The sequence below is a fragment of the Oerskovia enterophila genome, assembly GCF_001692445.1.
In the GTDB taxonomy this organism is placed as follows: Bacteria; Actinomycetota; Actinomycetes; order Actinomycetales; family Cellulomonadaceae; genus Oerskovia; species Oerskovia enterophila.
This window is the reverse complement of the sequence record NZ_MAQA01000051.1, coordinates 1-22,740: the sequence shown is the minus strand read 5'-3', so window position 1 is coordinate 22,740 and position 22,740 is coordinate 1. Positions and strand designations below refer to the sequence as shown.

Genomic DNA, 22,740 nt, shown 5'->3' with positions numbered 1-22,740 from the left:
GGTTCGACGCGTCCCTCGACACCCCGACGGAGGAACACCATGCCCGACGACGCCCCCGCCTTCCCCGCCCAGCAGCAGGAGCCCCCGGGGCTCACCGCACCGATGGACCCGGCTCCCGACCACGGGGAGACCTCCTACCGCGGTTCGGGCCGTCTCGCGGGCCTGCGCGCCCTGATCACGGGCGGCGACTCGGGCATCGGCCGGGCCGTCGCGATCGCGTTCGCGCGGGAGGGCGCCGACGTCGCGATCGGCTACCTGCCCGAGGAGCAGCAGGACGCCGAGGAGACCGCGCGCTGGGTGCGTCAGGCGGGCCGCGAGGTCGTCCTGCTGCCCGGGGACCTGCGCGAGGAGCAGGTGGCGCGCGACACGGTCGCCGACGCGGTCGCCCGCCTGGGCGGTCTGGACGTGCTCGTCAACAACGCGGGCTTCCAGATGGCGCGCAGGTCGTCGATCGCGGACGTCACCACGGACGACCTCGACCGCGTGCTCAAGACCAACCTCTATGCGCTGTTCTGGGTCACGCAGGCCGCGCTCGAGCACCTGGGCGAGGGGGGCTCGATCGTCAACGTCTCCTCGATCCAGGCCTACCAGCCGTCCACGTCGTTGCTCGACTACGCCTCGACCAAGGCCGCGATCAACAACTTCACGGTGAACCTCGCCGCGGAGGTCGGCGCGCGGGGGATCCGCGTCAACGCCGTGGCCCCCGGACCGATCTGGACGCCGTTGCAGCCCGCGACCCAGCCGCCCGAGAAGATCGAGGCGTTCGGTGCGGACACCCCGCTCGGTCGTGCGGGGCAGCCCGCCGAGGTCGCCCCGGCCTTCGTGTTCCTGGCCTCGCCCACCGACGCGGGCTACGTCTCGGGGACCGTGCTGGGGGTCACGGGCGGCAAGCCCGTCTTCTGAGGTCGCCCCGCCGCCCCGCCCGGCCGGGGCGGCGGTCTCGGGCTAGCCTGGACGCGGGTCGAGAAGTGGCCCGCACGCACCGCAAAGGGTCCCTCGGAGGCCGACGATGCCCACGACCATCGCCCAGCTCATGTCCACGACGTTCTGCACGGTCGAGCAGAGCGCGACGGTCGCGAGCGTCGCGCGCGCGATGATCGACGAGGACGCCGGCGACGCGGTCGTGCTCGACGACGGGGACGTCGTGGGCATCCTCACCGACCGCAGCATCGTGCGCGCCCTGGCGGCCGACGCCTCGCCCGACCATCCCGTGGGCGGGCTGTGCACCGAGGACCTCGTGGTCCTCAGCCCCCAGGACCCCGCCCGGGAGGCCGTGCGGATCATGGAGCGCCACGCCCTGCTGCGCCTGCCCGTGATGGTCGGGGCCGAGCTCGTGGGGATCGTGCGGCTCTCCGACCTCGTGACCGCGATCGAGCGCGGGCTCGTCACCGTGACCGAGACCCAGGGCGCCGGGAGCCTGGAGGGCGCCTGAGCCGAGCCCGTGTGGGGTGCGTCGGGGCGACCCAGGCCCGGACTTTCGCGTGCGGGCGCGTAGCGTAGTCCCCGAGAGGTGGAGGACCGGCGCGCTGTGCACCGGACACCGGACACCCCCGAGCACGAACGGGTACGCAGGATGACGCAGGAGCTGCAGCAGACCACCACCACCGCCCCCTCGACGGTCGAGTACGGCACCGGGGTGAGCCCGGCCTCGGCCGTCGAGTCCTCCGTCGCGGCGGCTGCCCGCGCCCTGGCCGAGGAGCCGAGCCTCCAGGAGACTCTCGACCGGATCGTCGAGCTCGCGGTCGCCATGGTCGACGGCTGCGACGCGGCCGGGATCTCGCTCGTGACCCGAAAGGGGCAGATCGAGACCCCGGCGGCGTCCCACGCGCTCGCCCGACGCGGCGACGAGCTCCAGTACGCCCTCAACGAGGGGCCGTGCCTGGACGCGATCCGCGAGACCGACCTGGTGCGCACCGACGACCTGGCCACCGAGCCCCGCTGGCAGCGCTGGGCCGACCAGGTCCAGGACGAGCTGGGCGTGCGCTCGATGCTGTGCGTCCAGCTCTTCACGAGCGAGACCTCGCACGGCGCCCTCAACCTCTACTCGCGGTCCGTGGCCGCGTTCCCCGCCACGACGCTCTCGATGGTCTCGACGTTCGCCGCGGTCGCCGCGGCGGCCCTGACCGCGGCCCGCACCGAGGAGCAGCTCACGAGCGCGGTGCAGACGCGCACCGTGATCGGGCAGGCCCAGGGGATCCTCATGGAGCGCTACCAGCTCTCCGCGCAGCGCGCGTTCGGGGTCCTGAGCCGTGTCTCGCAGGACTCCAACGTCAAGCTCTACGACCTCGCGCGCCAGGTCGTCGAGACCCGGGTCCTGCCCCAGCGCCCCAGCGCCGACTAGGGGCCCGGGCGCCGCGGGACCTTCGGTCCACCACCGCACCACCGCGCCACGCAGCGGCGCGGCGCGGGCCGGCTCAGCCCGCGGCCGCGCCCTTGCGCCGGAAGAGCTGCGCCCCGCCCACGCGGCTCACGCTGCCGGGCTCGAGCGCCGCGAGGCACGCGTCGGCGCGGTCCTTCGCGTCCTCGCCCAGCCCGCCCGCGACGGACAGCGCGTCGAGCAGCTCGCGGGCCACGTCGGGCAGGCGACGGCTGCTCTCGCTCGCGTGCACCACGAGCAGGTCCAGGGCCCCGTCGGAGTCCAGCCCGTGCGTGGCCATGAGCACGCCCTTGGCCTGGTCGACGACGGCGCGGTCCGCGAGCCCCACCGCGACCTGGCGGGTCACCTCCCGGCGCAGCGCGTCCTCGTGGGCCGCGGTGCTGTCCACGACCAGGCCAACGACCTCCACGACGGCCCCCGACGCGTCCCGACGCCCCTGGCCCGTGACGGTGACGGTCCTGGTCCGGCCGCGGGCGTCGACGATCCGGTGGCTGCAGCTGAAGGGACGACCCGTGGTCCGCAGCATCGCGACCTCGCGCAGGACCGCGTCACGGTCGTCGGGGTGCTTGTGCGAGGCCAGCAGCGCGGCCGTCGGCGCGACCGATCCCGGTGCCAGCCCGTGCAGCAGGTACATCTCGTCGGACCACCACCACTCGCCCGTGCGCAGGTCCACGCGGTACTGCGCGGTGGGGTGCGCGCGCCCGATGCTCAGCGCCTCGGCCAGAGGGTCGCGCCGGCGACGGCGGGGGGTTCGTTCGGTCGTCATGAGGTCTCGCTCTCAGCACAAAGTGTCGAGGGGCCGCTTCCTGACTCCTAGGTGCCCCACCTTAGGCCCCGGCGAGCAGGAGAGCCAGCATGCCCTCGCGACCCGGCGACCCCACGGTGACCTCCTGACGCCGCGGGCGCCCGCCTCACTCCTCGAGCGCGTGGTGCGGCGGCAGCGGGTAGAGCGTGTGCTCGGTGTGGTGCAGGACGTTCGTCACGAGCGCCCCCACGTGCTCGGTGGCCTGCGCGTAGTAGACGCTCGTGCCCTCCCGCCGCGAGGTCACCAGGTGGCCCGCACGGAGCTTGGCCAGGTGCTGGGAGACCGCGGGCACGGGCCGGTCGAGGGCCTCGGCGATGGCCGTGACCGACATCTCGGTGCCGGACAGCATCTGCAGCACGGCCAGGCGCGTGCGGTCGGCGAGCAGGCGCAGCACCTCGACCGCCCGGTCGAGGTCGGCCTCGGGAGGGGCGGCGGGTCGGACGTCGCGCTGCGTGGTGGCCATCCCCCTCATGCTCCCACCTGGGCGTGCGCCCGCACGGCAGGCGGCGCGTCCGCGCTGGGCGCGTCGCTCCCGGCGCCGGGGACCGGCCACAGCGCCCGCGCGGCCAGGGTCGCCGTGGCCGCGACCAGGGCGAGCACGCCCGCGGCCCAGGACAGGCTGAGCGCCCCCAGCAGCCCCGCGAGCGGGTAGGTCAGCAACCAGCACGCGTGGGACAGCGAGAACTGCGCGGCGAACGCAGCGTGCAGGTCGTCGGGGCCGACCGACCGGCGCACCACGCGCCCCACGGGCGTCTCGACCGCGGACCATCCTGCGCCGATCACCGCCCACGCGAGGACCACCCCGACCAGCGCGCCGCGCTGCGGGAGGGCGAGGACCAGGGGCACGACGGCGCAGCCCACCGTCACGAGGACGGCTCCCCCGAGCATCACGCGTCGCTCGGGCAGCGTGCGCAGCAGCCGGGGCAGGGTGAGCGCGGCGACCACCGACCCGCCGCCGCACACCGCCAGGAGGACCGCGACGCCGTCGGGCCCGAGCCCCAGTCCCACCCGCGCGACCACCACGCTCTGGACCAGCACGAACGAGACCCCCGCCGCGACCGCGAGGTCGAGCGCGAGCACGGGGCGCAGGGCCGGCGTGCGCACGAACAGCACCGCTCCCCGGCGCAGGCGCCACCCGAACGAGCCGTCCGGCCTCGAGGGGGCAGCCCCGGCCTCGGGCGCCCGCCGCGGGAGCACGACCGAGACGACGAGCAGCGCCGAGGCCGCGAACCCCACCGCGGTCCCCCAGAAGAGCTGGGACGGGGTCAGGACCAGCAGGAGGACGGCCGCGAGCGCCGGGGACGCGACGGCCTCGAGGTCGTAGGCCAGGCGCGAGAGCGACAGGGCCGAGGTGTAGTCGCGTTCGTCGGGCAGGACGTCGGGCAGGACGGACTGGAACGTGGGGGTGAACGTGGCGGAGGCGCACTGCAGGACCACGACCAGGACCAGCACCTGCCAGACCTCGCCCACGAACGGCAGCGCGAGCGCGACGCCCAGGCGCACGAGGTCCGCCCCGACGAGCACCGCGCGGCGCGGGGCCCGGGCGAGGAGCGCCGCGGCGAGCGGGGCCAGGACCACGTAGGCGACCATCTTGACCGTGAGGACGGTCCCGAGCACCGCGCCCGCGCGCGGTCCCGCGAGGTCGTAGGCGAGCAGCCCGAGGGCGACGGTCGCGATCCCCGTGCCGGCGAGGGCGACGACCTGCGCGGTGAACAGGCGCCGGTAGACCGGGTGGGACAGGGCGGAGAGCATGCCCCCATCATCCTGCCTGCTTGCGCAGTGATGCAACTATGCAACCAATCGGCCCGGGGCGGCTCGGTCGTGGGATCCTGGAGCCGTGTCCGACCTGACGTCCCGTCGCATCCCGCCCGGCCCCATCCTGCAGGCGTTGCGCACGTACCGCTTCCTGCCCGACTGGGCGCTCGACGTGCCCCGGCTCGCGCTCGAGCACGCCCTGGACCTCGCCGAGGGAGACCCCCGGCGCCTCGTCCTGGAGGAGGACGGCACGATCCGCGTGGAGAACGCCCCGCAGCCCTGAGGGCTAGACCCTGCCGTGCGGGTAGACGTCCGCGAGCACGGGCTCGAAGGGGCGTGAACGCAGCGTCATGCCCGCCTCGAGGGGCGTCCGCCCGGCCTTGGCGCTGTTGCACGCCTCGCACGCCGCCACCGCGTTCATCCAGGTCGTGGGGCCGCCCTGGCACCGGGGCACCACGTGGTCCATGGTCGTGGCCGGGGCCCCGCAGTAGCCGCAGCGGTGCCGGTCCCGGCGCAGGAGCGCCGCGCGCGAGTAGGGCACGCGTCCCGTGCGCTCGTAGACCCAGCGGGTGTGGACGTAGCGGACCAGCTCGACCGAGACGGGGCGCTGGTAGGGGCCGAAGGTCTCGCCCTCGACGGCCTCGCGTACCGCAGCGACCCGCCGGTGCAGCATGCGGATCGCGTGCCCCAGCGAGACACGGCCCAGGACCTGCCCGCCCCCCAGGTTGTAGATGAGGACCTCGCTCATCGACCGACTCCCGTCTGCGTCCCGTGGCGTCGAGGTCCTCGACGCCACGAGCGCTCGCGCTGCGTGCGGAGAGGGCGGGAATCGAACCCGCCCCACGGGACGCTGGTGCGTCCCGTCGCCGTCCTTGGCACATGCCTCTCCAGGGGTAGCCGCCCGACTGCAGACCGGGCGACTTGGGAACTCCACGCACACCACGGTTCCCCGTCGTGACCAGGTTCATGTGCCTGGCTCGCCGCGCTACCACTCCGGCGCGGTCTCGTGTGCGTCAGCTCGTGCGGGCCGCCGGGGCGGCACCTCATGAGAACGGGTCAGGAGCGGTGACGTCCGGGCTGCCCCGTACGACGCCGGCCTCCTGACCGGACGATCACCACAGTAGCCTCCGCCCCCGGGGCCACGGCAAGGGCTTTTCGGGGAGGGATCGCGCAGGTGCTCCGCAGACGCCGCGCCGAGGGCCGCCGGGGCCAGCTCCTCACGCCGCTGCTCCCCCGGCGCCCGGCCTAGGCCCGGCAGGTCCCGCAGACCCCGGACAGCGCCACGTGCGCGGGGGCGAGCGTGAAGTCGGCCGCCGTCGCGAGCCACGTCGTGACCGGGTCGAGCAGGTCTCCGGGCAGGTCGATGATGCGTCCGCACGAGCTGCAGATCGCGTGCAGGTGCTCCCGGGACGGCTCGCCCGGGGCCAGGTGGTAGGCCGTGGCCCCTCCCCCGATGTGCACGTGCGTCACGACGCCCAGGATCGTGAGCCGGTCCACGGTCCGGTAGATCGTCGCGCGATGGATGCCCGGGTGCCGGTCCTGGACCCGGGCCGAGAGCTCGTCGGCGCTCGGGTGCCCCTCGCCCGTGGCCAGGACCTCGAGGACCGCCCGTCGCGCCTCGGTCACGCGGTGCCCGCCTGCCCGCAGCCGGTCCAGCGCGGCCTCGACGGGGTCGACAGGGTCGGTCTCCGGACCCGGACCGGCAGCGGCCAGGTGCTGGTGCTCGTGCCCCTGCCCGCTCACAGCGCCGTGATCCCGTCACCGACCATCTTGGCGCCCAGCACCAGGAGCAGCACGGCCATGATGACCGCGTTGTTCTGGATCATCCAGGTCTTGAGCTCCTCGAGCATGGTCGCGGCGCGCGCGCCCATCGCGAGGTAGATCACCACCGGGGCCGCGACCCCGATGCTCGCCACGACCACGAAGACCGCGAGGGCCCCGAGCTGCTCACCGGTCTCGGACGTCGCCGCCGCGATGGCCGCGGCCCCCGAGACCACGAGGAGGAGGTTCTTGGGGTTGACCGCGCCGAGCAGGACCGCGAGCCCGAACGCCTTGACGGGCGTGAAGGCGTCGATCGCGCTCATCCACTTCGGTGTCTCCGGGGTCGCGCCCGCGCGCGGACGCCCGCGCCACTGCTTGATCGCGAGCAGCAGGAGCAGGAAACCCAGGACGATCTTGACGACGCTGGCCCACGCGGGCGGCCCGGACTCCGAGGGCGTCGCGGCCCCGGCCACGAGCAGCACGATCGACCCCAGCACCGCGATCCCGACGATCCACCCCAGCAGGAACGAGAACCCGTTCGCCGTGGCCTTCCTGCTGACGAGCATCAGCACGACCGCCACGATCGGCATGGGGCTGATGAGAACGCCCACCGCGATGGGCAGGGACTGACCGATGGCTGCGCCCACGGCACTTCCTCTCGTCGTGCGGCGGGCGCCGGGACGCCGCGCCACGTTCGTGGTCCTGCTCTCCACCCGGGCGCACGCGCCCGGTCCGGGCCGGTTCGGCCGTGTCGGGCAGCGCCCCGCCGCACCGGTCACCCCGACCGTAGTGCCGCGCCCCTCGCGCCGCGCGGGAAGGATCCCCGCCCCGGCAGGTGCGCGGCGCCGTCGGGCCTCAAGAGGGCGCCGTCGGGCCTCAGGAGGCGGGCGCTCCCGCGGGCGCGTCGCCCGCCGAGCCGCGCGCCGCCCCCGGGCCGTCCGCGAGAGCCGCGGCCACCGCGGTGTCGACGTCGGGGTAGGTGGGCGGCAGCTCGTCCGGCCCGACGGCGCCGCGCAGCACGTCGCGCACCTGGCCCACGTCCCGCGCCAGCACCAGGCGGGCGCCGACGCGGTCCAGGTCGTGGCGCAGGGTCCCGAGCATGTCGGCGGCCTCGACGTCGACGAACGGCACCGTCTCGGCGTCCAGGACCACGACCCGGGGCGAGGCGTCGGCGACCAGGCGACGCACCGCCGCGCGCACCGTGTCGGCGTTGGCGAAGAACAGGCCCGACTCGACGCGCACCACGAGCACGCCCTCGACGCCCGTGCCCCCGTCCTTGCCCGTGGCGACCCGGCGTGCGCGGTCGACCCACACCCCGTGCGGGCTGCGCACGAGCACGGCCACGTGCGGGCGCGAGGCCCGCCCGAGCAGCAGGAACAGCGAGAGCACGATCCCGAGCACGAGGCCCGGCAGCGTGTCGAGCACCAGCACGCCGACCATGGCCGCGAGCGCCGCCCAGAAGTCGTGGCGGGCCGCTCCGCCGTACAGGTCCTTGCTGCGCGGGGTCGCGAGGTCGAACAGGCGGCGCAGGGCCTTGACGTCGACGAGCTCGATCACCGCCGCGATGACGACGGCCGCGAGCGTGGCCTCGGGCAGGGACTCGAACACGGGCGTGAGGAACAGCAGGGTCAGGACGGTGAGCGCCGCCGCGACCAGGCCCGAGACCTCGCTCCGGGCCCCCGCGCCGCCGTTCACCGCGGTCTTGGACAGGCTGCCGTTGACGACCATGCCGGACGCGAGGCCCGAGCCGAGGTTCGCGGCGCCCATGCCGAGCAGCTCGCGGTTGGCGTCGATGTCGTAGCCCTCGCGCGAGGCGTAGGTCTTGGCGGCGCCCAGGGCCTCGGCGAAGCCCACGAGCATGACGCCCGCGGCCGGGCCGATCAGGTCGGTGTAGGTGTTCCAGTCGACGCCCGTGGGCAGGCCGAGCGCGGGCAGGCCCGCCTGGATGGGGCCCACGATGTCGACGCCGTCGTCGTCGAGCCCGAGCAGCAGGACGAGCGCGATCCCGACCCCGACCACGACGAGCGAGCCCGGCACCTTGGGCAGCCACCGCTTGATGACCAGCACCGCGGCGAGCGACCCCACGCCGAGGACCACGGTCAGCGGGTGCGCGGTGCCGAGCTCGGTGAGGATCGCCCAGAGCTTCTCGAAGAAGTTGCCCTCGCCCTTGTCGACGCCCAGCAGCGCGGGCACCTGCCCGATCACGATCGTCAGGGCCAGGCCCACGATGAAGCCCTTGAGCACGGGCTCGGAGATGAACGAGGCCAGGAAGCCGAGGCGGGCGATGCCCGCGACCAGGCACAGCACACCGGTCACGAGCGCGACCGCGGTCGTCAGCGCGACGAACGTCGCGTCGTCGCCCGGACGGAACGCCGCGACCACGCTCGCGGACAGCGCCGCGGTCGCGGACATGGGCCCCACGATCAGGTGGCGCGAGCTGCCGAACGCCGCGTAGAGGATCAGCGAGGGCACGGCCGCGTAGAGCCCGACCACGGGCGAGACCCCCGCGATCGTCGCGTACGCGAGCGACTCGGGCACGAGCACGGCCCACACCGTCAGCCCCGCGACCACGTCGCCGCGCAGCCAGGCCCCGCGGTACCCCTGGAGGGACGCGAACAGGAGGCGGGGTCGGGTGCTCGTTGTGCGTGGACTGGTGCTGTGCGGCATGCGCCCGCCTCTCTCCCGGAGGCGCCGCGCGCGCCTCACGGGTGAACGTATCCGCGCGGGCCGCGCTCGGCATCAGGAAGGAACGGGGCCCGACGGCGCCGCTCGCCTCGCGCTGGGACCTCGCCGCGCGTGCGGCCGTCCGGGCTAGATGCCCAGGACCACCTTGGCGACCGAGAAGTAGATGATCAGGCCCAGGGTGTCGACGAACGTCGAGATGAAGGGCGCCGCGACGATCGCGGGGTCGATGCCCACGCGGCGCGCCAGGATCGGGATGCTCGACCCGACCGTCGTGGCGAGCACGCACACTCCCACGACCGTGATGGCGAGGACCTGCGCGATCGAGACGCCCGCGACCCAGGCCGCAGGGCCGAACCCGACCGCGGCGAGCACCGTGCCGAGCAGCAGGCCCGTGAGCATCTCGCGGCCCACGACGCGCAGCAGGTCCCCGCGCCGGATGTCCCCCACGGCCAGGGCGCGGACCACGGTCGTGGCGGCCTGGGAGCCCGCGTTGCCGCCCGTGCCGATAAGCAGCGGGATGAACAGGGCCAGGGCCACGACCGTGTCGAGCTCGGCCTCGAAGTAGCTCTGGACGCCGACCGTCAGGCTCGCCGCGACGATCAGCAGCAGGAGCCAGACCACGCGCGAGCGCACGAGCCCGAGGACCGAGACCGACAGGTACGGGCGGCGCAGGGGCTCGGAGCCGCCCACGCGCGCCGAGTCCTCGTCGTCCTCGGCCTCGAGGATACGCATCGCGTCGTCGACCGTGAGGACCCCGAGGAGGCGGTCCTCGTGGTCGACCACGGGCACCGCGACGTACCCGCCGTCGCGCACGACGTTCGCTGCGTGCTCCTGGTCGTCGGTGGCCTCGACCGTCACGGCCGGGGACATGACGTCCTCGACCGGGGTGCCGGGGTCGCTCACGAGCAGCCTGCGCAGCGAGACCACGCCCTCGACCACGCGCCCGGGGCCCAGGACGGGCACGGTGTAGATGGTCTCGACGTCGTCCCCCGCCCGGCGCAGCGCGTCGAGCGCACCCTCGACCGTCGTGCCGCGGCGCACCGAGGCGACCCGGGGCGACATGCGCCGACCCGCGCTGTCCTCGGGGTACCCGAGCAGCGCGGTCGTCAGCGCCCGCTCGTCGGGCCCGAGCCCTTCCAGGAGCCGGGCAGCGACACCGGCGGGCAGCTCGTCGAGCAGCGAGGCCCGGTCGTCGGGGTCGAGCGCCGCGAAGATCTCCGCGGTCGAGTCGGCCCGCAGCGCCTCGACGAGCTCGGCCTGGATCGCCGGGTCGAGGTCCTCGAACACCTCGACCGCCCGGCCCTTGGGCAGCAGGCGGAACGCGACCGCGCGCCGCTCGTCGCCCAGCCGCCCCAGCTCGTCGACGACCTCCTGGGTGTCCATGCTCGCGATGCGGTGCTGGAGGTCCTCCAGGTCGTGGGGTCGCTCGGTCCGGGCCTCGGGGTGTGCACGCATGGCACCACCCTCTCAGGCGACCGGCCGGAGCGGCCCGTCGAGGAGAGCGCCGGCCGTCCGCCCTCGCTCCGCCTCGCCGCCCTCGGGCCCGCGCGAGATCGCCGGGGCTGCGGCGGCTCACGGCGAGGAGGTCACCGACCGACGACGTGCGGCGGCGGGCGAGCCCGGCTCAGCGACGCACGCGGTAGTGGACGTGCACGACCCCGCTCGCGAAGCGCCGCTCGTCGACGAGCTCGAGGTCGGTGCGCACCCCGAGCGGGAAGTTCGCGAGCCCACCGCCCAGCAGGACCGGGCGCACCAGGAGCCGGACCTCGTCGACGAGCCCGGCCGCGAGCGCCGCGGCGGCGAGGGTCGGGCCCCCGAGGCCGACCTCGGCGTCGGCGCCCTGCACGAGGTCGCGGACCGCCGACGGGTCGAAGGTCCGCTCGAGGCGCGTGCGGGGGGCCGAGACCTCGGCGAGCGTGGTCGAGTAGACGACCTTGTCCGTCTCGCGCCACTGGGCCGCGAAGTCGCGCGTCCCGGGCGACGGGTCGTCGAGCATGGCCGGGTCGTCCCAGACGGCCATGACCTCGTAGAGGCGCCGCCCGAACAGGTAGGTCCCGACGGGTCGCTCGAGGTCGTTGATGAACGCGAGCACCTCCTCGTCGGGGAAGCTGAAGGCGAACGAGCCCGACGCGTCGGCCACGAAGCCGTCGAGCGAGGTGTTGCTCGTGTAGGTCAGCAGTCCCACGGTTCCTCCTCGGTGGGGGCCGCCTAGGCTCGGCCCGGGGGCGCGTCGCGGGGCGGCGCGTGGTGACGGGGGGTGTGCCGGGTCCGCACGTAGCGGGTGCCGCCGACCACCGCGAAGAGCACCGCGAGCAGGAGCAGCAGGAACGGCAGCACCGGGGCGCCGGTCGTGACGAGGAGCACGGCCAGGAGGAACGAGCCGAGCGCGAGCCAGAGCACGTTCCCGACGGGTCTGGGTTCGCTCGGGCCGACCATGGTCCCCTCCTTGCGCTCGCGCTCTCTCAGCGTACTCCGGGGCCGCCGGGCGGGCAGCGGACCGGCCGTGGGCTGCCCTTCAGGAACGGGCCGCCGCCGCGGGTCCTCACGTCCTGGACGGGCACGGGCTCACGCGCCCGGGTCCTCGGGCCAGTCGTGCTTGGGGTAGCGCCTTCGCAGCTCGGCGCGGACCTGGGCGTACCCGGTGCGCCAGAACGACTCGAGGTCCGCGGTGATCGCCGCGGGGCGCCGGGCCGGGGACAGCAGGTGCAGCAGCACGGGCACCCGGCCGTCGGCGATGCGCGGGGTGGCGCGCCAGCCGAACGCGTCCTGGACCTTGACCGCGAGCACGGGCTGGTCGCCCGCGTAGTCCAGGCGCGCGCTCCTGCCGCCGGGCAGGTCCACGCGCACCGGGGCGAGCTCGTCGAGCCGGCCCGCCGCGGGCCAGGGCAGCAGCCTGCGCAACGCGCTGGTCAGGTCGAGGCGCTGGAGGTCGGCGGCCGTGCGGACCCGCGCGAGGTCGGGCCCGAGCCACGAGTCGAGGCTCGCGAGGAGCGCGTCGTCGGACACGTCGGGCCAGGGTTCACCCAGGGTGCGGTGCAGGAAGTCGAGGCGGCGGCGCAGCTCGTGCGCGGACTCGCGCCACGGCAGGACGTCCAGGCCCTCGCGCTCGAGCCCGGTCCGCAGCGCCGCGACGACCTGGTCGGCGGGCGGGTCGGCGATCCTCTGCGACGCGATCTCGATCGCGCCCAGCCGCGTGGTGCGCCGAGCCTGGATCCGCCCGCCCGTCCAGGTTACGTGCTCGTCCTCGCGCAGCGCCGCCGACGCTGCCTCGTAGGCGAGGTCCTCGTCGATCGGTGCGGCCGAGCGGATCGTCGCGTCGCGCCGGCCCGCACCGCGGTCGGCGTCGGCGACCGCGAGCCAGTCGTAGCCCGCGAGCGGGGAGCCGGGCGGGAGCGCGGCGCCGGTGCCCGACGCCATGAGGTACGCGGCCCCGTTCGGGCGCCGGCGCGCGACCCTGTCCGGGTGCGCGAGCGCGACCACGAGCCCGACGGCGAGGTCGAGGCTCAGGTCCGCGCGCCTCCGACCCGCCCCCCGGGCGCCGTGTCCCGGCAGCAGGCGTTCGAGCCGCTCGGCCTGCGCGCGCCACGACCCGCTCGCCGGGCCGCCGCGTCGTACCTCCCGCAGGGACGCGACGAGGTCCGCCCCGGGGGCGCGCACGTCGTCGGACAGGAGGGCGACCACCTCGGCGGCGAGCCGCGGCCCGACGACGTCGCTCGCGTCCAGCAGGGCGCGCGCGAGCCGCGGGTCGGCCGGGACGCGCGCGATCTCGCGCCCCCGGGGCGTGACGGCCCCGTCGTGGTCGACCGCACCGAGCGACTCGAGGGTCGCGCGCGCGACCGCCATCGCGGCCGCGGGAGGTGGGTCCAGGAGCGCGAGGTCGGAGCCGTCGGGGCTGCCCCAGCACGCGAGCTCGAGCGCGAACGCGACCAGGTCCGCGGTGAGGATCTCCGGGACGGGGTGCGCCACGAGCTGGGCGTGCTCGCCCGGCGACCAGCACCGGTAGACCGCGCCCGGTCCCTCGCGCCCGGCGCGCCCCGCGCGCTGCTCGGCCGCCGCCCGGCTCACGCGCACGGTCACCAGGCCCGCGAGCCCGCGACGGTGGTCGGTGCGCGGCTCGCGCGAGAGCCCCGCGTCGACGACCACGCGCACACCGGGCACCGTGAGCGAGGACTCCGCGACGGCCGTGGAGACCACGACCCGACGACGTGGCCCGGGGGTCAGCGCGAGGTCCTGCTCGCGCGCGGGCAGCCGCCCGTGCAGCGGCCGCACGTCGGCCGGCACGCCCGCGAGCCGGCGCGCGACGCCGTCGACCTCACCGGCTCCCGGGACGAAGACCAGCACGTCGCCCGGCTGCTCGGCCAGCGCACGACGTGCGGTCGCCGCGACGTGGTCGAGGAAGGCTCGCTGGACGCCCCGCTCGTCGAGCCGCGGCCCGGGCGCCGGGACCCACACCTCCTGGACCGGGAAGAGGCTGCCGTCGGCGACCACGACCGGGGCCGGCGACCCGTCGCCCAGCAGGCTCGCGGTGCGCTCGGCCTCGATCGTCGCGGACATCGCGACGAGGGTCAGGTCGGGGCGCAGGGTCGCCCGGACGTCGACGAGCAGCGCGAGCGTCAGGTCCGCGTCGAGGTGACGCTCGTGGACCTCGTCGAGGACCACGACGTCGACCCCGGCCAGCTCCGGGTCGCGCTGGAGGCGACGCAGGAGCACGCCCGTCGTGACCACCTCGATGCGGGTCTCGGGACCCGTGCGCGACTCGCCGCGCACCGAGAAGCCGACCGTGCGGCCCACGGGCTCGCCCAGCAGGTGCGCGAGGCGACGCGCCGCGGCACGGGCCGCGATCCGTCGCGGCTGGGTCACAACCACGCGGGCCGTCCCGGCACGCGGGGCGAGGCCGGCACCCCCGGTGGCGTCGTGGGCCGCCGTGCCCCCGGCGGCGTCGTGGGACGCCCAGCCCACACCCCTGCCCGCGAGCGCCGGCGGGACCAGGGTCGTCTTTCCCGTGCCGGGCGGGGCCTGGAGCACCGCGACGCCGCGCGTGCGCACCGCGTCGAGGAGCTCGGCCAGGTGGTGGCGGACCGGGAGGTCGGGCGGGGAGGCGAGCAGGCGGGCGATCGGGTCCGGGTCCACGGGGACATTGTCCCCTGCCGGGACGTCGTCCCGCCGGTGCTGCTCGCGGCGTCCCGCGACCTCGTAGGTCAGGCTCGCGGGGCCTCGACCAGCGTGTGGAGCAGGGGCGTGCGCAGGCCCACGGTCTGGCGAGACAGGAGCTCGACGACGGCCGGGGACGCGGCCTGGGCCACGCAGAGCTCGACGCGCAGGCGGCGCGCGAAGCGCGGGCGCTGCGAGGACTCGCGGAACCGCAGCGACGGCGGGTCGGCGACGACCTCGTCGACCTCGGTGACCTGGATCGCCCACGCCCCTGCGGCCTCGAGCGCGGTCGTGAGGGTGTCGAGGTCCGCGGAGTCGAAGGTCGCGGTGAGGACGACCGCGCCGGGAGCCCCCGTCGGTGCGGCGGTGCCGGGCTCCCCGGGGGCCGGGTGCTCGGACGCGGCGAGCGTCCCGGAGCCGCCCGGCCCACCTGCGGAGCCCGCTGCCGACAGCCCCGAGACCTGGCCCAGCGTGTAGGCGTTCGCGCCCTGCTCGACCTCGTCCATCCCGAACTCGTGCCCCGGGGCCACCTTGAGACCGACGGTCTTCTGGACCGCGAGCGCGATGAGGAGCGTCACGACGAACGAGAACGCGATCACGACGACCAGGGCGATCACCTGGGCGACCAGGAGGTCGGCGCCCCCGCCGAAGAACAGCCCGTCGACCCCCGCGGCGTTGATCGCGTGCGACCCGAACAGCCCCAGCAGCAGCGAACCGAGGATGCCGCCCACGAAGTGCACGGCGATGACGTCCAGGGCGTCGTCGAACCGGAAGACCGTCTTGAGGCCGAGCGCGAACGTGCACACGACCCCCGCGGCGAGGCCGATGACCAGCGCGGAGAGCGTGCTGACGTAGCCCGCGCACGGCGTGATCGTCGCGAGCCCGGCGACGCCGCCCGTGACCGCGCCGATCACGGTCCCCTTGCCCGTGCGCAGACGCTCCATGAGCAGCCACGCGGCCATGGCCGCGGCCCCTGCCACGTGCGTGTTGAGCAGCGCCTGGGCCGCGACGCCGTTGCCCTGGAGCGAGCCGCCGCCGTTGAAGCCGAACCAGCCGAACCACAGGATCCCGGCACCCGCGACGGCGAGCGGGATCGAGTGCGGGATCGAGCCGGCCCTCGGCCAGCCCTGCCGGCGCCCCACGACCACGAGGACCGCGAGCGCCGCGGCCCCGGCTGCGGCGTGCACCACGATCCCGCCGGCCCAGTCCTGGGCGCCGATCCCGACGAGCCAGCCGTCGGGGTTGAACAGCCAGTGCGCGACGAACGGGTAGACGAGCACCGACCACAGCGCGAGCGTGACGACCCAGCCGACGGTCTTGAGCCGCCCGACGGTCGCGCCGGTCAGGAGCGCCGGGGTGATGATCGCGAACATCATCTGGAAGGCCACGAACGCGAGCGTCGGGATGGCCACGTCGCCGTCGACGGCGTGCAGCGCGGGCGTCGGGGCCGTGTCGAGCCCCGTGAGGCCGAACAGCCCGAGGTCGCCCATGAACCCGTTCCCGATGTCGTCGCTGAACGCGATGCTGTAGCCCACCAGGATCCACGTCAGCGTGATCACAGCGATGGGCACCAGGTTCTGCTGCATGATGGCGAGCACGTTGCCGCGCCGGACCAGTCCCGCGTAGAACAGCGCGAGCCCCGGCATCATGAACAGGACGAGGGCCGCCGAGACGAGCACCCAGACGGTGTCGCCGCTGTCGATCACCAGCTCGGACATGAGACCTCCCGGAGAACGGCTCGGGGCGCCTCCTGGCACCCCGAGGCTACGGGCGCGTCCTTCCGCACGGCGACGCGCGAGACTGCTCTGGAGCCGACCGGCTCCCGTGGGTGCGAGGAGCGCGCCACGGACGTCTCCGGTCTGTGCGAGCATCGCACGGGATCGGCCAGTGCGACATCGGAGCACGCGAGCCCCGGGCCCGGACGGTGCGCGCCCTGCCCCGGCGCCCTCGCGTCCCCGTGGGGCGCTAGTCTGGGCGGACGCGCGGGACGGCACCCGCCAGGTCACGAGGGGCGGAGGTGGAGACGTGCGGACGGCCCAGGCGCTGCGTGAGCGCTACGACCACCTGACCGCCGCGTCCGCGGCCCGGACCCTCGCGACGGTGCCGCTCGTGCTCGTGCTGGCGCTCGCCGTCGGGCACTCGCTGGGCACCACGTCGCTCGGCGCCGTGCTCTCCCTGCTCGGTGCGGCGACGCTCGCCGCGACCGCGGGCGCCCTGGGCGTCGCGCTCGCGTGCGTCGCCGTGGCGGTCCTGCTGCTCCTCACGGTCCCCGTCGCGGCCGAGCCGCTGCCGCTGCCGGCACCGGTGCGCCAGCACAGCCCCACCACGCCCGGACGGCCACGGCCGCGGGCACCGGGAGCCCTCGCGCTCCCGCGCACCGCCTGATCCCCCAGCCTTCCTGAGCCGTCCAACGGCCCGGGTGCTGCTGACGCGGCGCGGGAGCTCCACGCTCCCCTCCCCTCCGTCCCGCAGGAGTCCGCCGTGCCCGTCCTCGACACCCTCACCCATGCCCTCTCCACCCTCGTCCACCCGCTCCAGCTCGTGGTCGCCTGGATCCTCGTCCACCTCCACAGCGCCCTGACCGCCCTGGGCCTCGACCCCGCCGGGGGCGCCGGGTGGAGCCTCGCGATCGTCGGCCTCGTCGTGGTCGTCAAGGTCCTGCTCGTCCCGCTCGTGGTGACCCAGGTCCGAGGCATGCGCGCCATGCGGCTGGCCTCGCCCGAGATCCGCCGCATCCAGGAGAAGTACCGCGGCAGGACCGACGCGGCGAGCCGTGACGCAGCCCGGCGCGAGCAGCAGGAGCTCATGACCCGCACCGGGGCGAACCCGCTCACGGGCTGCCTGCCCCTCCTGGTCCAGGCGCCGGTCCTGTTCGCGCTGTACTCGGTGCTCTCCGGGATCGGCCGCCAGACGCCCGTCGGCGCGCTCACGGGCGACCTGGTCCGCCAGGCCGACGCCGCCACGCTCCTCGGCGCCCCGCTGTCCGGCACGCTGACGGGTGCGCTGGGCGGTTCCGGCGGCCTGGCAGGGGTCCTGGTGCCCGCCGTCCTGATCGTCCTCATGTACGCCGCGCAGGTCCTGACCCAGCGGTTCAGCGCACGCAACAACCCGCCCGCCGACCCCACGAACCCGCTCGCGCGGCAGCAGGGGACGCTCGCGTTCGTGCTGCCGGCGGTCTCTGCCGTGGTGGCCGTGGGCTTCCCCGTCGGCGTCGTCCTGTACTGGGCCACGTCGTCGCTGTGGGGGCTCGGGCAGCAGCTCGTGATCGGACGCCTCGTGACGTCGGGCGAGCAGGACGGGTCGCGGTCGCGCCGGGCTCCTGCGCCGGGCAGCCCCGCACAGGGGACCTCGGCGGCTGGGCGCACCGAGCCGAACGGGCCCGCAGGACCTGCTGCGGCACCGCGCGCCGGAGGTCAGCGGCCGCAGCCGCGTCGGGGAACGACGCGGAAGGGACGCCGGGCCTGAGGCCGGCCGCCCGGGCCGCCGGCTCGGTGCCGGGCGTGCCGCTGCTCAGTCGGAGGCGCCTCGCACGTAGGTGAGGATGACGACCCCGCGGGGGGAGACGACGCTCTCGGTCAGTGTGAAGCGGGCCGGGCGGGCGCGCTCGTCGAACATGCGCTTCCCGGACCCCAGGACGATCGGGAAGACCAGCAGGCGGTACTCGTCGACGAGGTCGTGCTCGGCCAGGGCGCGGACCAGGGTCGCCGCTCCGAGGACGACGAGATCGCCGTCGGTGCGGCCCGTGAGGTCCGTGACGACGCGGGGCAGGTCGGCGCCGACCAGGTGAGAGTTTCGCCAGGTGAGGTCGGCGGGCGAGAGCGCCGACGAGACGACGTGCTTCGGCATGCGGTTCATGGCAGCGATCGCCGGCTCGGAGTCGTCCGCCTGCGCCCAGGCGTCCCGGAGGATCTCGTAGGACCGGCGCCCCAGCAGCATGCCCGCGGCGCCGACCGTCGCCGCCTGCATGAACGCATCGACCGTGTCGTCACTCAGCGGGGGGACCCAGCCGCCGCGGTCGAAGCCGCCGTCGCGGTCCTCGTCGGGCGACAGGGGCGCCTGGACCACCCCGTCGATGCTGATGAAGCTCACGACGACTACCCGACCCATGGCCGACCTCCTGCTGCTGTTGCACGGATGGTTCCGGCGGTGTGGACCGCGCCCGGTGCGTGAACTCATCGGTCCCCGCGGGCGGGCACAGCTCACCCCGTCTCGCCGCTCAGTCGCGCGAGACCACGACGCTCGCGCTGTGGCCGCCGAACCCGAACGCGTTGACCAGGGCGTGGCGCGCCGTCGTCGGGCGCGCCACGCCGTGGACCACGTCGAGGTCGACCGCGGGGTCCAGCTCGTCGACGTTGAGCGTGGGCGGGACGGCGCCCTCGCGCAGCGCGAGCAGCGCCGCGACGACCCCGAGCGATCCCGAGGCGCCCAGGAGGTGCCCCGTCGCCCCCTTGGTCGACGTCACGGGAGGTGGGTCGGTCAGCGCGGCCCGCAGCGCGGCCGCCTCGTTGAGGTCGCCGACGGGCGTCGAGGTGGCGTGCGCGTGGACCAGGCCCAGGTCGCCGGGCGCCAGACCGGCCGAGCGCAGCGCGAGCGAGACGGTGCGCGCCTGGTTGGCGGGGTCGCCGCCCACGATGTCGAACGCGTCGGAGGTGAGCGCGGCGCCGGAGACCGCGCCCAGGACCCTCGCGCCGCGGGCGCGGGCGTGCTCCTCGCTCTCCAGGACGACGATCGACGCGCCCTCGCCCATGACGAACCCGTCGCGGGCCGCGTCGAACGGGCGCGACGCCCGCCCCGGCTCGTCGTTGCGCGTCGACATCGCGCGCGCCTGGGCGAACGCGGCGATCGAGAACTCCTGGACCCCCGCCTCGACTCCCCCGCACACGACCACGTCGGCGCTGCCCGCGAGGATCATCTCGCGGCCCATGAGGATCGCCTCGAGCCCCGCCGCGCACGCGCTGACAGGAGCCCGCGCCCCGGCCTGGGCTCCCAGGTCGATCGAGAGCCAGGCCGCAGGCCCGTTGGCCATGAGCATGGTCACGGCGTGCGGCGAGACCCGTCGGTGCCCCTGGGTCTGGAGCACGCGGCTCTGCTCGAGCGTCGTGGCGATCCCGCCGTTGGCCGAGCCGACGGCTACCGCGAGACGCGTGGGGTCGACGTCGGGGCGGCCCGCGTCCTCCCAGGCCTCGCGCCCCGCGACGAGCGCGAGCTGCTCGGCGCGGTCGGTGCGTCGCCTGATCCGCACGCCCAGAGTCTCGGCGAACGCGTCGTCCACGCGGGCCGCGATGCGCACGGGCAGATCCCGGGCCCACGCGTCGTCGAGGGCACCGACCCCCTGCTCACCGCGGAGCAGTGCGCCCCACGTCCCCGGCGCGGTCGACGACAGCGGTGTCACCGCACCGACCCCGGTCACCACTGCTCGTGTCATGAGGCACTCCCGTCACGGTTCCTACGGCGTCTGCCCGACCCTGGGTGCAGGCTAAGACAGGCGTACCGGATGCGCTTCACGAAAGGGCTTCACGTGAGCACCGTCACGCCGCGCTCGCCCGGTCCCGTCGGAGCCGGTCGCCCGACGAAGGCGACGACGGCGACGCCCCGAGCGCCGCCTAGACGACCGCGAGCGCCATGACGTGCTGCGTCCGGCCGACCGCGTCGAGGTACGCGCCGCGGTCGACGAACCCGGCACGGGTGTAGGCGCGCAGCCCGGCGGCGTTGTCCGCGTCGACGACGAGGACGACCGACGCGAACGGTTTCCTGCGGAGCCGCTCGGCCAGGCGGGCCACGAGCGCCGGGAGCGCCGCGGCCACCGAGGACCCGACCCCGACCCCCTGGTGGTGCCGGTCGACGAGGAAGCCGCGGAAGACGACGACGTCCTGCGGGCGGGCGCCGTCGAGCCGGTCGAGCATCTCGTCGGACGCGCCACCCGGGTGCAGGACGCCGACCCCGGCGACCTGGCCGTCGCGCCGGACGACCAGCGCGTGCCGGTCGGGGTCGGCCTCGGCGAGCGTGAGGATCTGGTCGGCGGACGCCGAGAACACGTCCTGACCAGGAGCGCCCGTGACGTCGCGCAGAGCGCGCAGCAGCTCTGCGCGCGAGGGCGCGTCGTCCGCGAGGTCGTCGAGGAACGCGACCTCGATGCTCGTCGCCCGCCCGGTTCCGCTCGTCACCCGGCGACCCTACGTCGGCACCGCTGCCCGCACGAAACGCTGACGCGGGCGCCGCGGCGCCCTAGTCTCGATCCATGACAACGCCGTCGTCCAGCAACGAGCGACCCCTCGAGCCGAGCATCGTGACCGACCTGCGCGACCGCATGACCTACAGCACCTACCTGCACCTGGACACGCTCCTGGACGCCCAGGTCCCGGTCAGCGCGCCCGTCCACCACGACGAGATGCTCTTCATCGTCCAGCACCAGACGACCGAGCTGTGGCTCAAGCTGGTCCTGCACGAGCTGGCCTCGGCGCGCGAGCTCATCGCGGCCGACGACCTGCAGTCCGCGCTCAAGCGCATCGCCCGGGTCAAGCACGTCCAGCGCACGCTGACCGAGCAGTGGTCGGTCCTCGCGACGCTCACCCCGAGCGAGTACGCGCAGTTCCGGGGCTTCCTGGGCAGCTCGTCGGGGTTCCAGTCCCACCAGTACCGCGCGGTCGAGTTCCTGCTGGGCAACAAGAACGCACGCATGCTGACGGTGTTCGCCTCGGACCCGGCCGCGCACGACCTGCTCGAGCGGCTCCTGCACGAGACGAGCGTCTACGACGAGTTCCTGCGCTACCTCGCGCGCCACGGGCACGACGTGCCCGCCAGGGTCCTCGAGCGGGACGTCACGCAGGCGCACACCCTGGACGAGGACCTCGTCCAGACCATCCGCGCGATCTACGAGGACCCCGAGGCCGACTGGCTCGCCTACGAGAGCTGCGAGGAGCTCGTCGACCTCGAGGACAACTTCCAGCTCTGGCGCTTCCGGCACATGAAGACCGTGCTGCGCATCATCGGCACCAAGCGCGGCACGGGAGGGTCGAGCGGCGTGGGCTTCCTCGAGAAGGCCCTCGACCTGACGTTCTTCCCCGAGCTCTTCGCTGTGCGCACCGAGATCGGCCCGCGGTGACGGGCGGCCGCGCGGGGTCCGGCGGAGCCGACAGCACCGCGAGCGCCGTCGGTCTCACCGTCGACGCCCGCTGGGAGCGGGACGCGGGGTGGTCGGGCCCGACGACGCTCGTCGCCACCGCGCGCGGCCTGCGGACCGCGAGGGGTGCGGATCCGGCGCCGGACCTTCGCCTTCGGGGCACGGTGCTCCCGGGTCTGACCGACGCGCACGTCCACCTGGCCCTGGTCGACCCTGCGGCCCTGCGCCGGGGTGGCCTGGCCGCGGTGGACGACCTGGGCGGGGACCCGCGGGTCCTCGCGGGGCTGACCGGAACACCGGGACTGCCCGCCGTCCGCTACGCCGGAGCCTTACTCACGGCCCCCGGCGGGTATCCGTCCGACCGGTCCTGGGCCCCGCCCGGCGCGGTCGAGGAGGTCGCGGGCCCCGAACGGTCCGTGGCCGCGGTCGACCGCCAGGTCGCGGCGGGAGCGAGCTTCCTCAAGGTCGTGCTGCACCCGGGCGCAGGTCCCGAGCTCGACGACGAGACCTTCGGCGCGATCCTCGCCCGGGCCCGCGCGCACGGTCGGCCCGTCGTCGCGCACGTCGAGGGCGAGGGGCAGGCCCGGCGCGCGCACGAGGCCGGGATCGACCGGCTGGCCCACGCGCCGTTCAGCGAACGCCTGCCCGACGACCTGGTCGGCGCGATGGCTCGCACGCAGCAGTGGATCAGCACGCTCGACATCCACGGCTGGGCGAGCCCGACCCGCGAGCAGGACGTCGCGATCGACAACCTGACGCGGTTCGCCGCGGCCGGCGGGACGGTCGTCTACGGCACCGACCAGGGCAACGGCCCGCTCCCGGCGGGGATCGACCCGCGCGAGCTGCTCGCGCTCGGTGCCGCAGGCCTCACGGCCGACGGCCTGCTGCGCGCCCTGACGTCGACCCCGACGGGGGCGGCGTTCACCTACGTGCCCGGCGAGGCCCTCGGTCCGGACGCCTCCCCCGAGGACCTCGTCGCCTGGCTCGCACGCGCCACGGTCCTCGTCCCCGACGACCTCACGCACCGGCCCGGCTCCGCCGGGTTCGCCCTCGAGACCCCCCGGAGGACCCACCCGTGACCGACTC

At 75.1% G+C, this 22,740-nt stretch carries 23 protein-coding genes; 8 read left to right on the top strand and 15 right to left on the bottom strand.

Annotated elements, in window-relative coordinates; all coding sequences use genetic code 11:
- Positions 1 to 39: 39 nt before the first annotated feature.
- The 3 genes from OERS_RS16730 (at position 40) to OERS_RS16720 (ending at position 2,341) form a co-directional block, all read left to right on the top strand.
- Positions 40 to 903 (top strand): SDR family oxidoreductase, encoded by an 864-nt coding sequence (locus tag OERS_RS16730; RefSeq protein ID WP_056651844.1) that lies wholly within the window; start codon positions 40 to 42, stop codon positions 901 to 903.
- Positions 904 to 1,009: 106 nt separating this feature from the next.
- Positions 1,010 to 1,432, top strand: a complete 423-nt coding sequence (locus OERS_RS16725; RefSeq protein WP_056651841.1) for a CBS domain-containing protein — start codon at positions 1,010 to 1,012, stop codon at positions 1,430 to 1,432.
- A gap of 141 nt (positions 1,433 to 1,573) precedes the next feature.
- Positions 1,574 to 2,341 (top strand): GAF and ANTAR domain-containing protein, encoded by a 768-nt coding sequence (locus OERS_RS16720; protein ID WP_082608952.1) that lies wholly within the window; start codon positions 1,574 to 1,576, stop codon positions 2,339 to 2,341.
- A 73-nt stretch (positions 2,342 to 2,414) separates the two neighbouring features.
- Here the strand turns inward: OERS_RS16720 and OERS_RS16715 are convergent, their stop codons facing one another.
- From OERS_RS16715 to OERS_RS16705, 3 genes are all read right to left on the bottom strand, one after another.
- Positions 2,415 to 3,143, bottom strand: coding sequence for a PAS and ANTAR domain-containing protein (locus OERS_RS16715; protein WP_068627162.1), 729 nt, complete (start codon positions 3,141 to 3,143; stop codon positions 2,415 to 2,417).
- 145 nt (positions 3,144 to 3,288) lie between these two features.
- Positions 3,289 to 3,645 (bottom strand): ArsR/SmtB family transcription factor, encoded by a 357-nt coding sequence (locus OERS_RS16710; protein WP_139107896.1) that lies wholly within the window; start codon positions 3,643 to 3,645, stop codon positions 3,289 to 3,291.
- Between the two features lie 5 nt (positions 3,646 to 3,650).
- Complete coding sequence (locus OERS_RS16705) at positions 3,651 to 4,934, bottom strand: MFS transporter (protein WP_068627158.1); 1,284 nt, start codon at positions 4,932 to 4,934, stop codon at positions 3,651 to 3,653.
- 85 nt (positions 4,935 to 5,019) lie between these two features.
- Here OERS_RS16705 and OERS_RS16700 point away from each other — a divergent pair, with 85 nt between their 5' ends.
- A complete protein-coding gene (locus OERS_RS16700) occupies positions 5,020 to 5,220 on the top strand; it encodes a hypothetical protein (RefSeq protein WP_068627156.1) in 201 nt (66 codons plus the stop codon).
- Between the two features lie 3 nt (positions 5,221 to 5,223).
- Here OERS_RS16700 and OERS_RS16695 read toward each other — a convergent pair whose 3' ends face one another.
- The 9 genes from OERS_RS16695 to OERS_RS16655 all read right to left on the bottom strand — a co-directional run bounded on the left by OERS_RS16695 (position 5,224) and on the right by OERS_RS16655 (position 16,252).
- Positions 5,224 to 5,685, bottom strand: coding sequence for an HNH endonuclease (locus tag OERS_RS16695; RefSeq protein WP_056763662.1), 462 nt, complete (start codon positions 5,683 to 5,685; stop codon positions 5,224 to 5,226).
- Between the two features lie 497 nt (positions 5,686 to 6,182).
- Positions 6,183 to 6,680 carry a Fur family transcriptional regulator gene (locus OERS_RS16690; protein ID WP_211268504.1) on the bottom strand — a complete coding sequence of 166 codons (498 nt, stop codon included), beginning with the start codon at positions 6,678 to 6,680 and terminating at the stop codon, positions 6,183 to 6,185.
- A complete protein-coding gene (locus tag OERS_RS16685) occupies positions 6,677 to 7,345 on the bottom strand; it encodes a GAP family protein (protein WP_068627154.1) in 669 nt (222 codons plus the stop codon). Before OERS_RS16685 ends, OERS_RS16690 begins: the two co-directional genes overlap by 4 nt.
- Before the next feature lie 229 nt (positions 7,346 to 7,574).
- Complete coding sequence (locus OERS_RS16680) at positions 7,575 to 9,365, bottom strand: SulP family inorganic anion transporter (RefSeq protein ID WP_083201565.1); 1,791 nt, start codon at positions 9,363 to 9,365, stop codon at positions 7,575 to 7,577.
- Positions 9,366 to 9,509: 144 nt separating this feature from the next.
- Entirely contained in the window at positions 9,510 to 10,838 is a 1,329-nt protein-coding gene (gene mgtE / locus OERS_RS16675) for a magnesium transporter (RefSeq protein ID WP_056651818.1), read from the bottom strand.
- 169 nt (positions 10,839 to 11,007) lie between these two features.
- Positions 11,008 to 11,568 (bottom strand): dihydrofolate reductase family protein, encoded by a 561-nt coding sequence (locus tag OERS_RS16670; protein ID WP_068627152.1) that lies wholly within the window; start codon positions 11,566 to 11,568, stop codon positions 11,008 to 11,010.
- 23 nt (positions 11,569 to 11,591) lie between these two features.
- A complete protein-coding gene (locus OERS_RS16665; protein ID WP_068627150.1) occupies positions 11,592 to 11,819 on the bottom strand; it encodes a hypothetical protein in 228 nt (75 codons plus the stop codon).
- Between the two features lie 129 nt (positions 11,820 to 11,948).
- A complete protein-coding gene (hrpB, locus tag OERS_RS16660) occupies positions 11,949 to 14,513 on the bottom strand; it encodes an ATP-dependent helicase HrpB (protein ID WP_211268503.1) in 2,565 nt (854 codons plus the stop codon).
- Between the two features lie 68 nt (positions 14,514 to 14,581).
- The gene (locus OERS_RS16655; RefSeq protein WP_068627149.1) at positions 14,582 to 16,252 is read right to left on the bottom strand and encodes an ammonium transporter; all 1,671 of its coding nucleotides are present in this window, start codon (positions 16,250 to 16,252) and stop codon (positions 14,582 to 14,584) included.
- Between the two features lie 307 nt (positions 16,253 to 16,559).
- Here OERS_RS16655 and OERS_RS16650 point away from each other — a divergent pair, with 307 nt between their 5' ends.
- Both OERS_RS16650 and yidC read left to right on the top strand, forming a co-directional pair.
- Positions 16,560 to 16,919, top strand: coding sequence for a hypothetical protein (locus OERS_RS16650; protein ID WP_068627146.1), 360 nt, complete (start codon positions 16,560 to 16,562; stop codon positions 16,917 to 16,919).
- Between the two features lie 96 nt (positions 16,920 to 17,015).
- Positions 17,016 to 17,999: a membrane protein insertase YidC gene (gene yidC / locus OERS_RS16645; protein ID WP_068627144.1), complete on the top strand. Its 984-nt coding sequence runs from the start codon at positions 17,016 to 17,018 to the stop codon at positions 17,997 to 17,999.
- Between the two features lie 45 nt (positions 18,000 to 18,044).
- Here the strand turns inward: yidC and OERS_RS16640 are convergent, their stop codons facing one another.
- The 3 genes from OERS_RS16640 to OERS_RS16630 all read right to left on the bottom strand — a co-directional run bounded on the left by OERS_RS16640 (position 18,045) and on the right by OERS_RS16630 (position 20,698).
- A complete protein-coding gene (locus OERS_RS16640) occupies positions 18,045 to 18,641 on the bottom strand; it encodes a dihydrofolate reductase family protein (protein WP_068627142.1) in 597 nt (198 codons plus the stop codon).
- A 109-nt stretch (positions 18,642 to 18,750) separates the two neighbouring features.
- Complete coding sequence (locus tag OERS_RS16635; protein WP_068627141.1) at positions 18,751 to 19,959, bottom strand: beta-ketoacyl-[acyl-carrier-protein] synthase family protein; 1,209 nt, start codon at positions 19,957 to 19,959, stop codon at positions 18,751 to 18,753.
- Positions 19,960 to 20,137: 178 nt separating this feature from the next.
- Entirely contained in the window at positions 20,138 to 20,698 is a 561-nt protein-coding gene (locus OERS_RS16630; RefSeq protein ID WP_068627138.1) for a GNAT family N-acetyltransferase, read from the bottom strand.
- A gap of 74 nt (positions 20,699 to 20,772) precedes the next feature.
- Here OERS_RS16630 and OERS_RS16625 point away from each other — a divergent pair, with 74 nt between their 5' ends.
- Together OERS_RS16625 and OERS_RS16620 are read left to right on the top strand one after the other, a co-directional pair.
- Positions 20,773 to 21,636: a tryptophan 2,3-dioxygenase gene (locus OERS_RS16625; protein WP_068627136.1), complete on the top strand. Its 864-nt coding sequence runs from the start codon at positions 20,773 to 20,775 to the stop codon at positions 21,634 to 21,636.
- Complete coding sequence (locus OERS_RS16620; RefSeq protein WP_068627135.1) at positions 21,633 to 22,733, top strand: amidohydrolase family protein; 1,101 nt, start codon at positions 21,633 to 21,635, stop codon at positions 22,731 to 22,733. The genes OERS_RS16625 and OERS_RS16620 overlap by 4 nt, the downstream gene beginning before the upstream one ends.
- Positions 22,734 to 22,740: the final 7 nt, after the last annotated feature.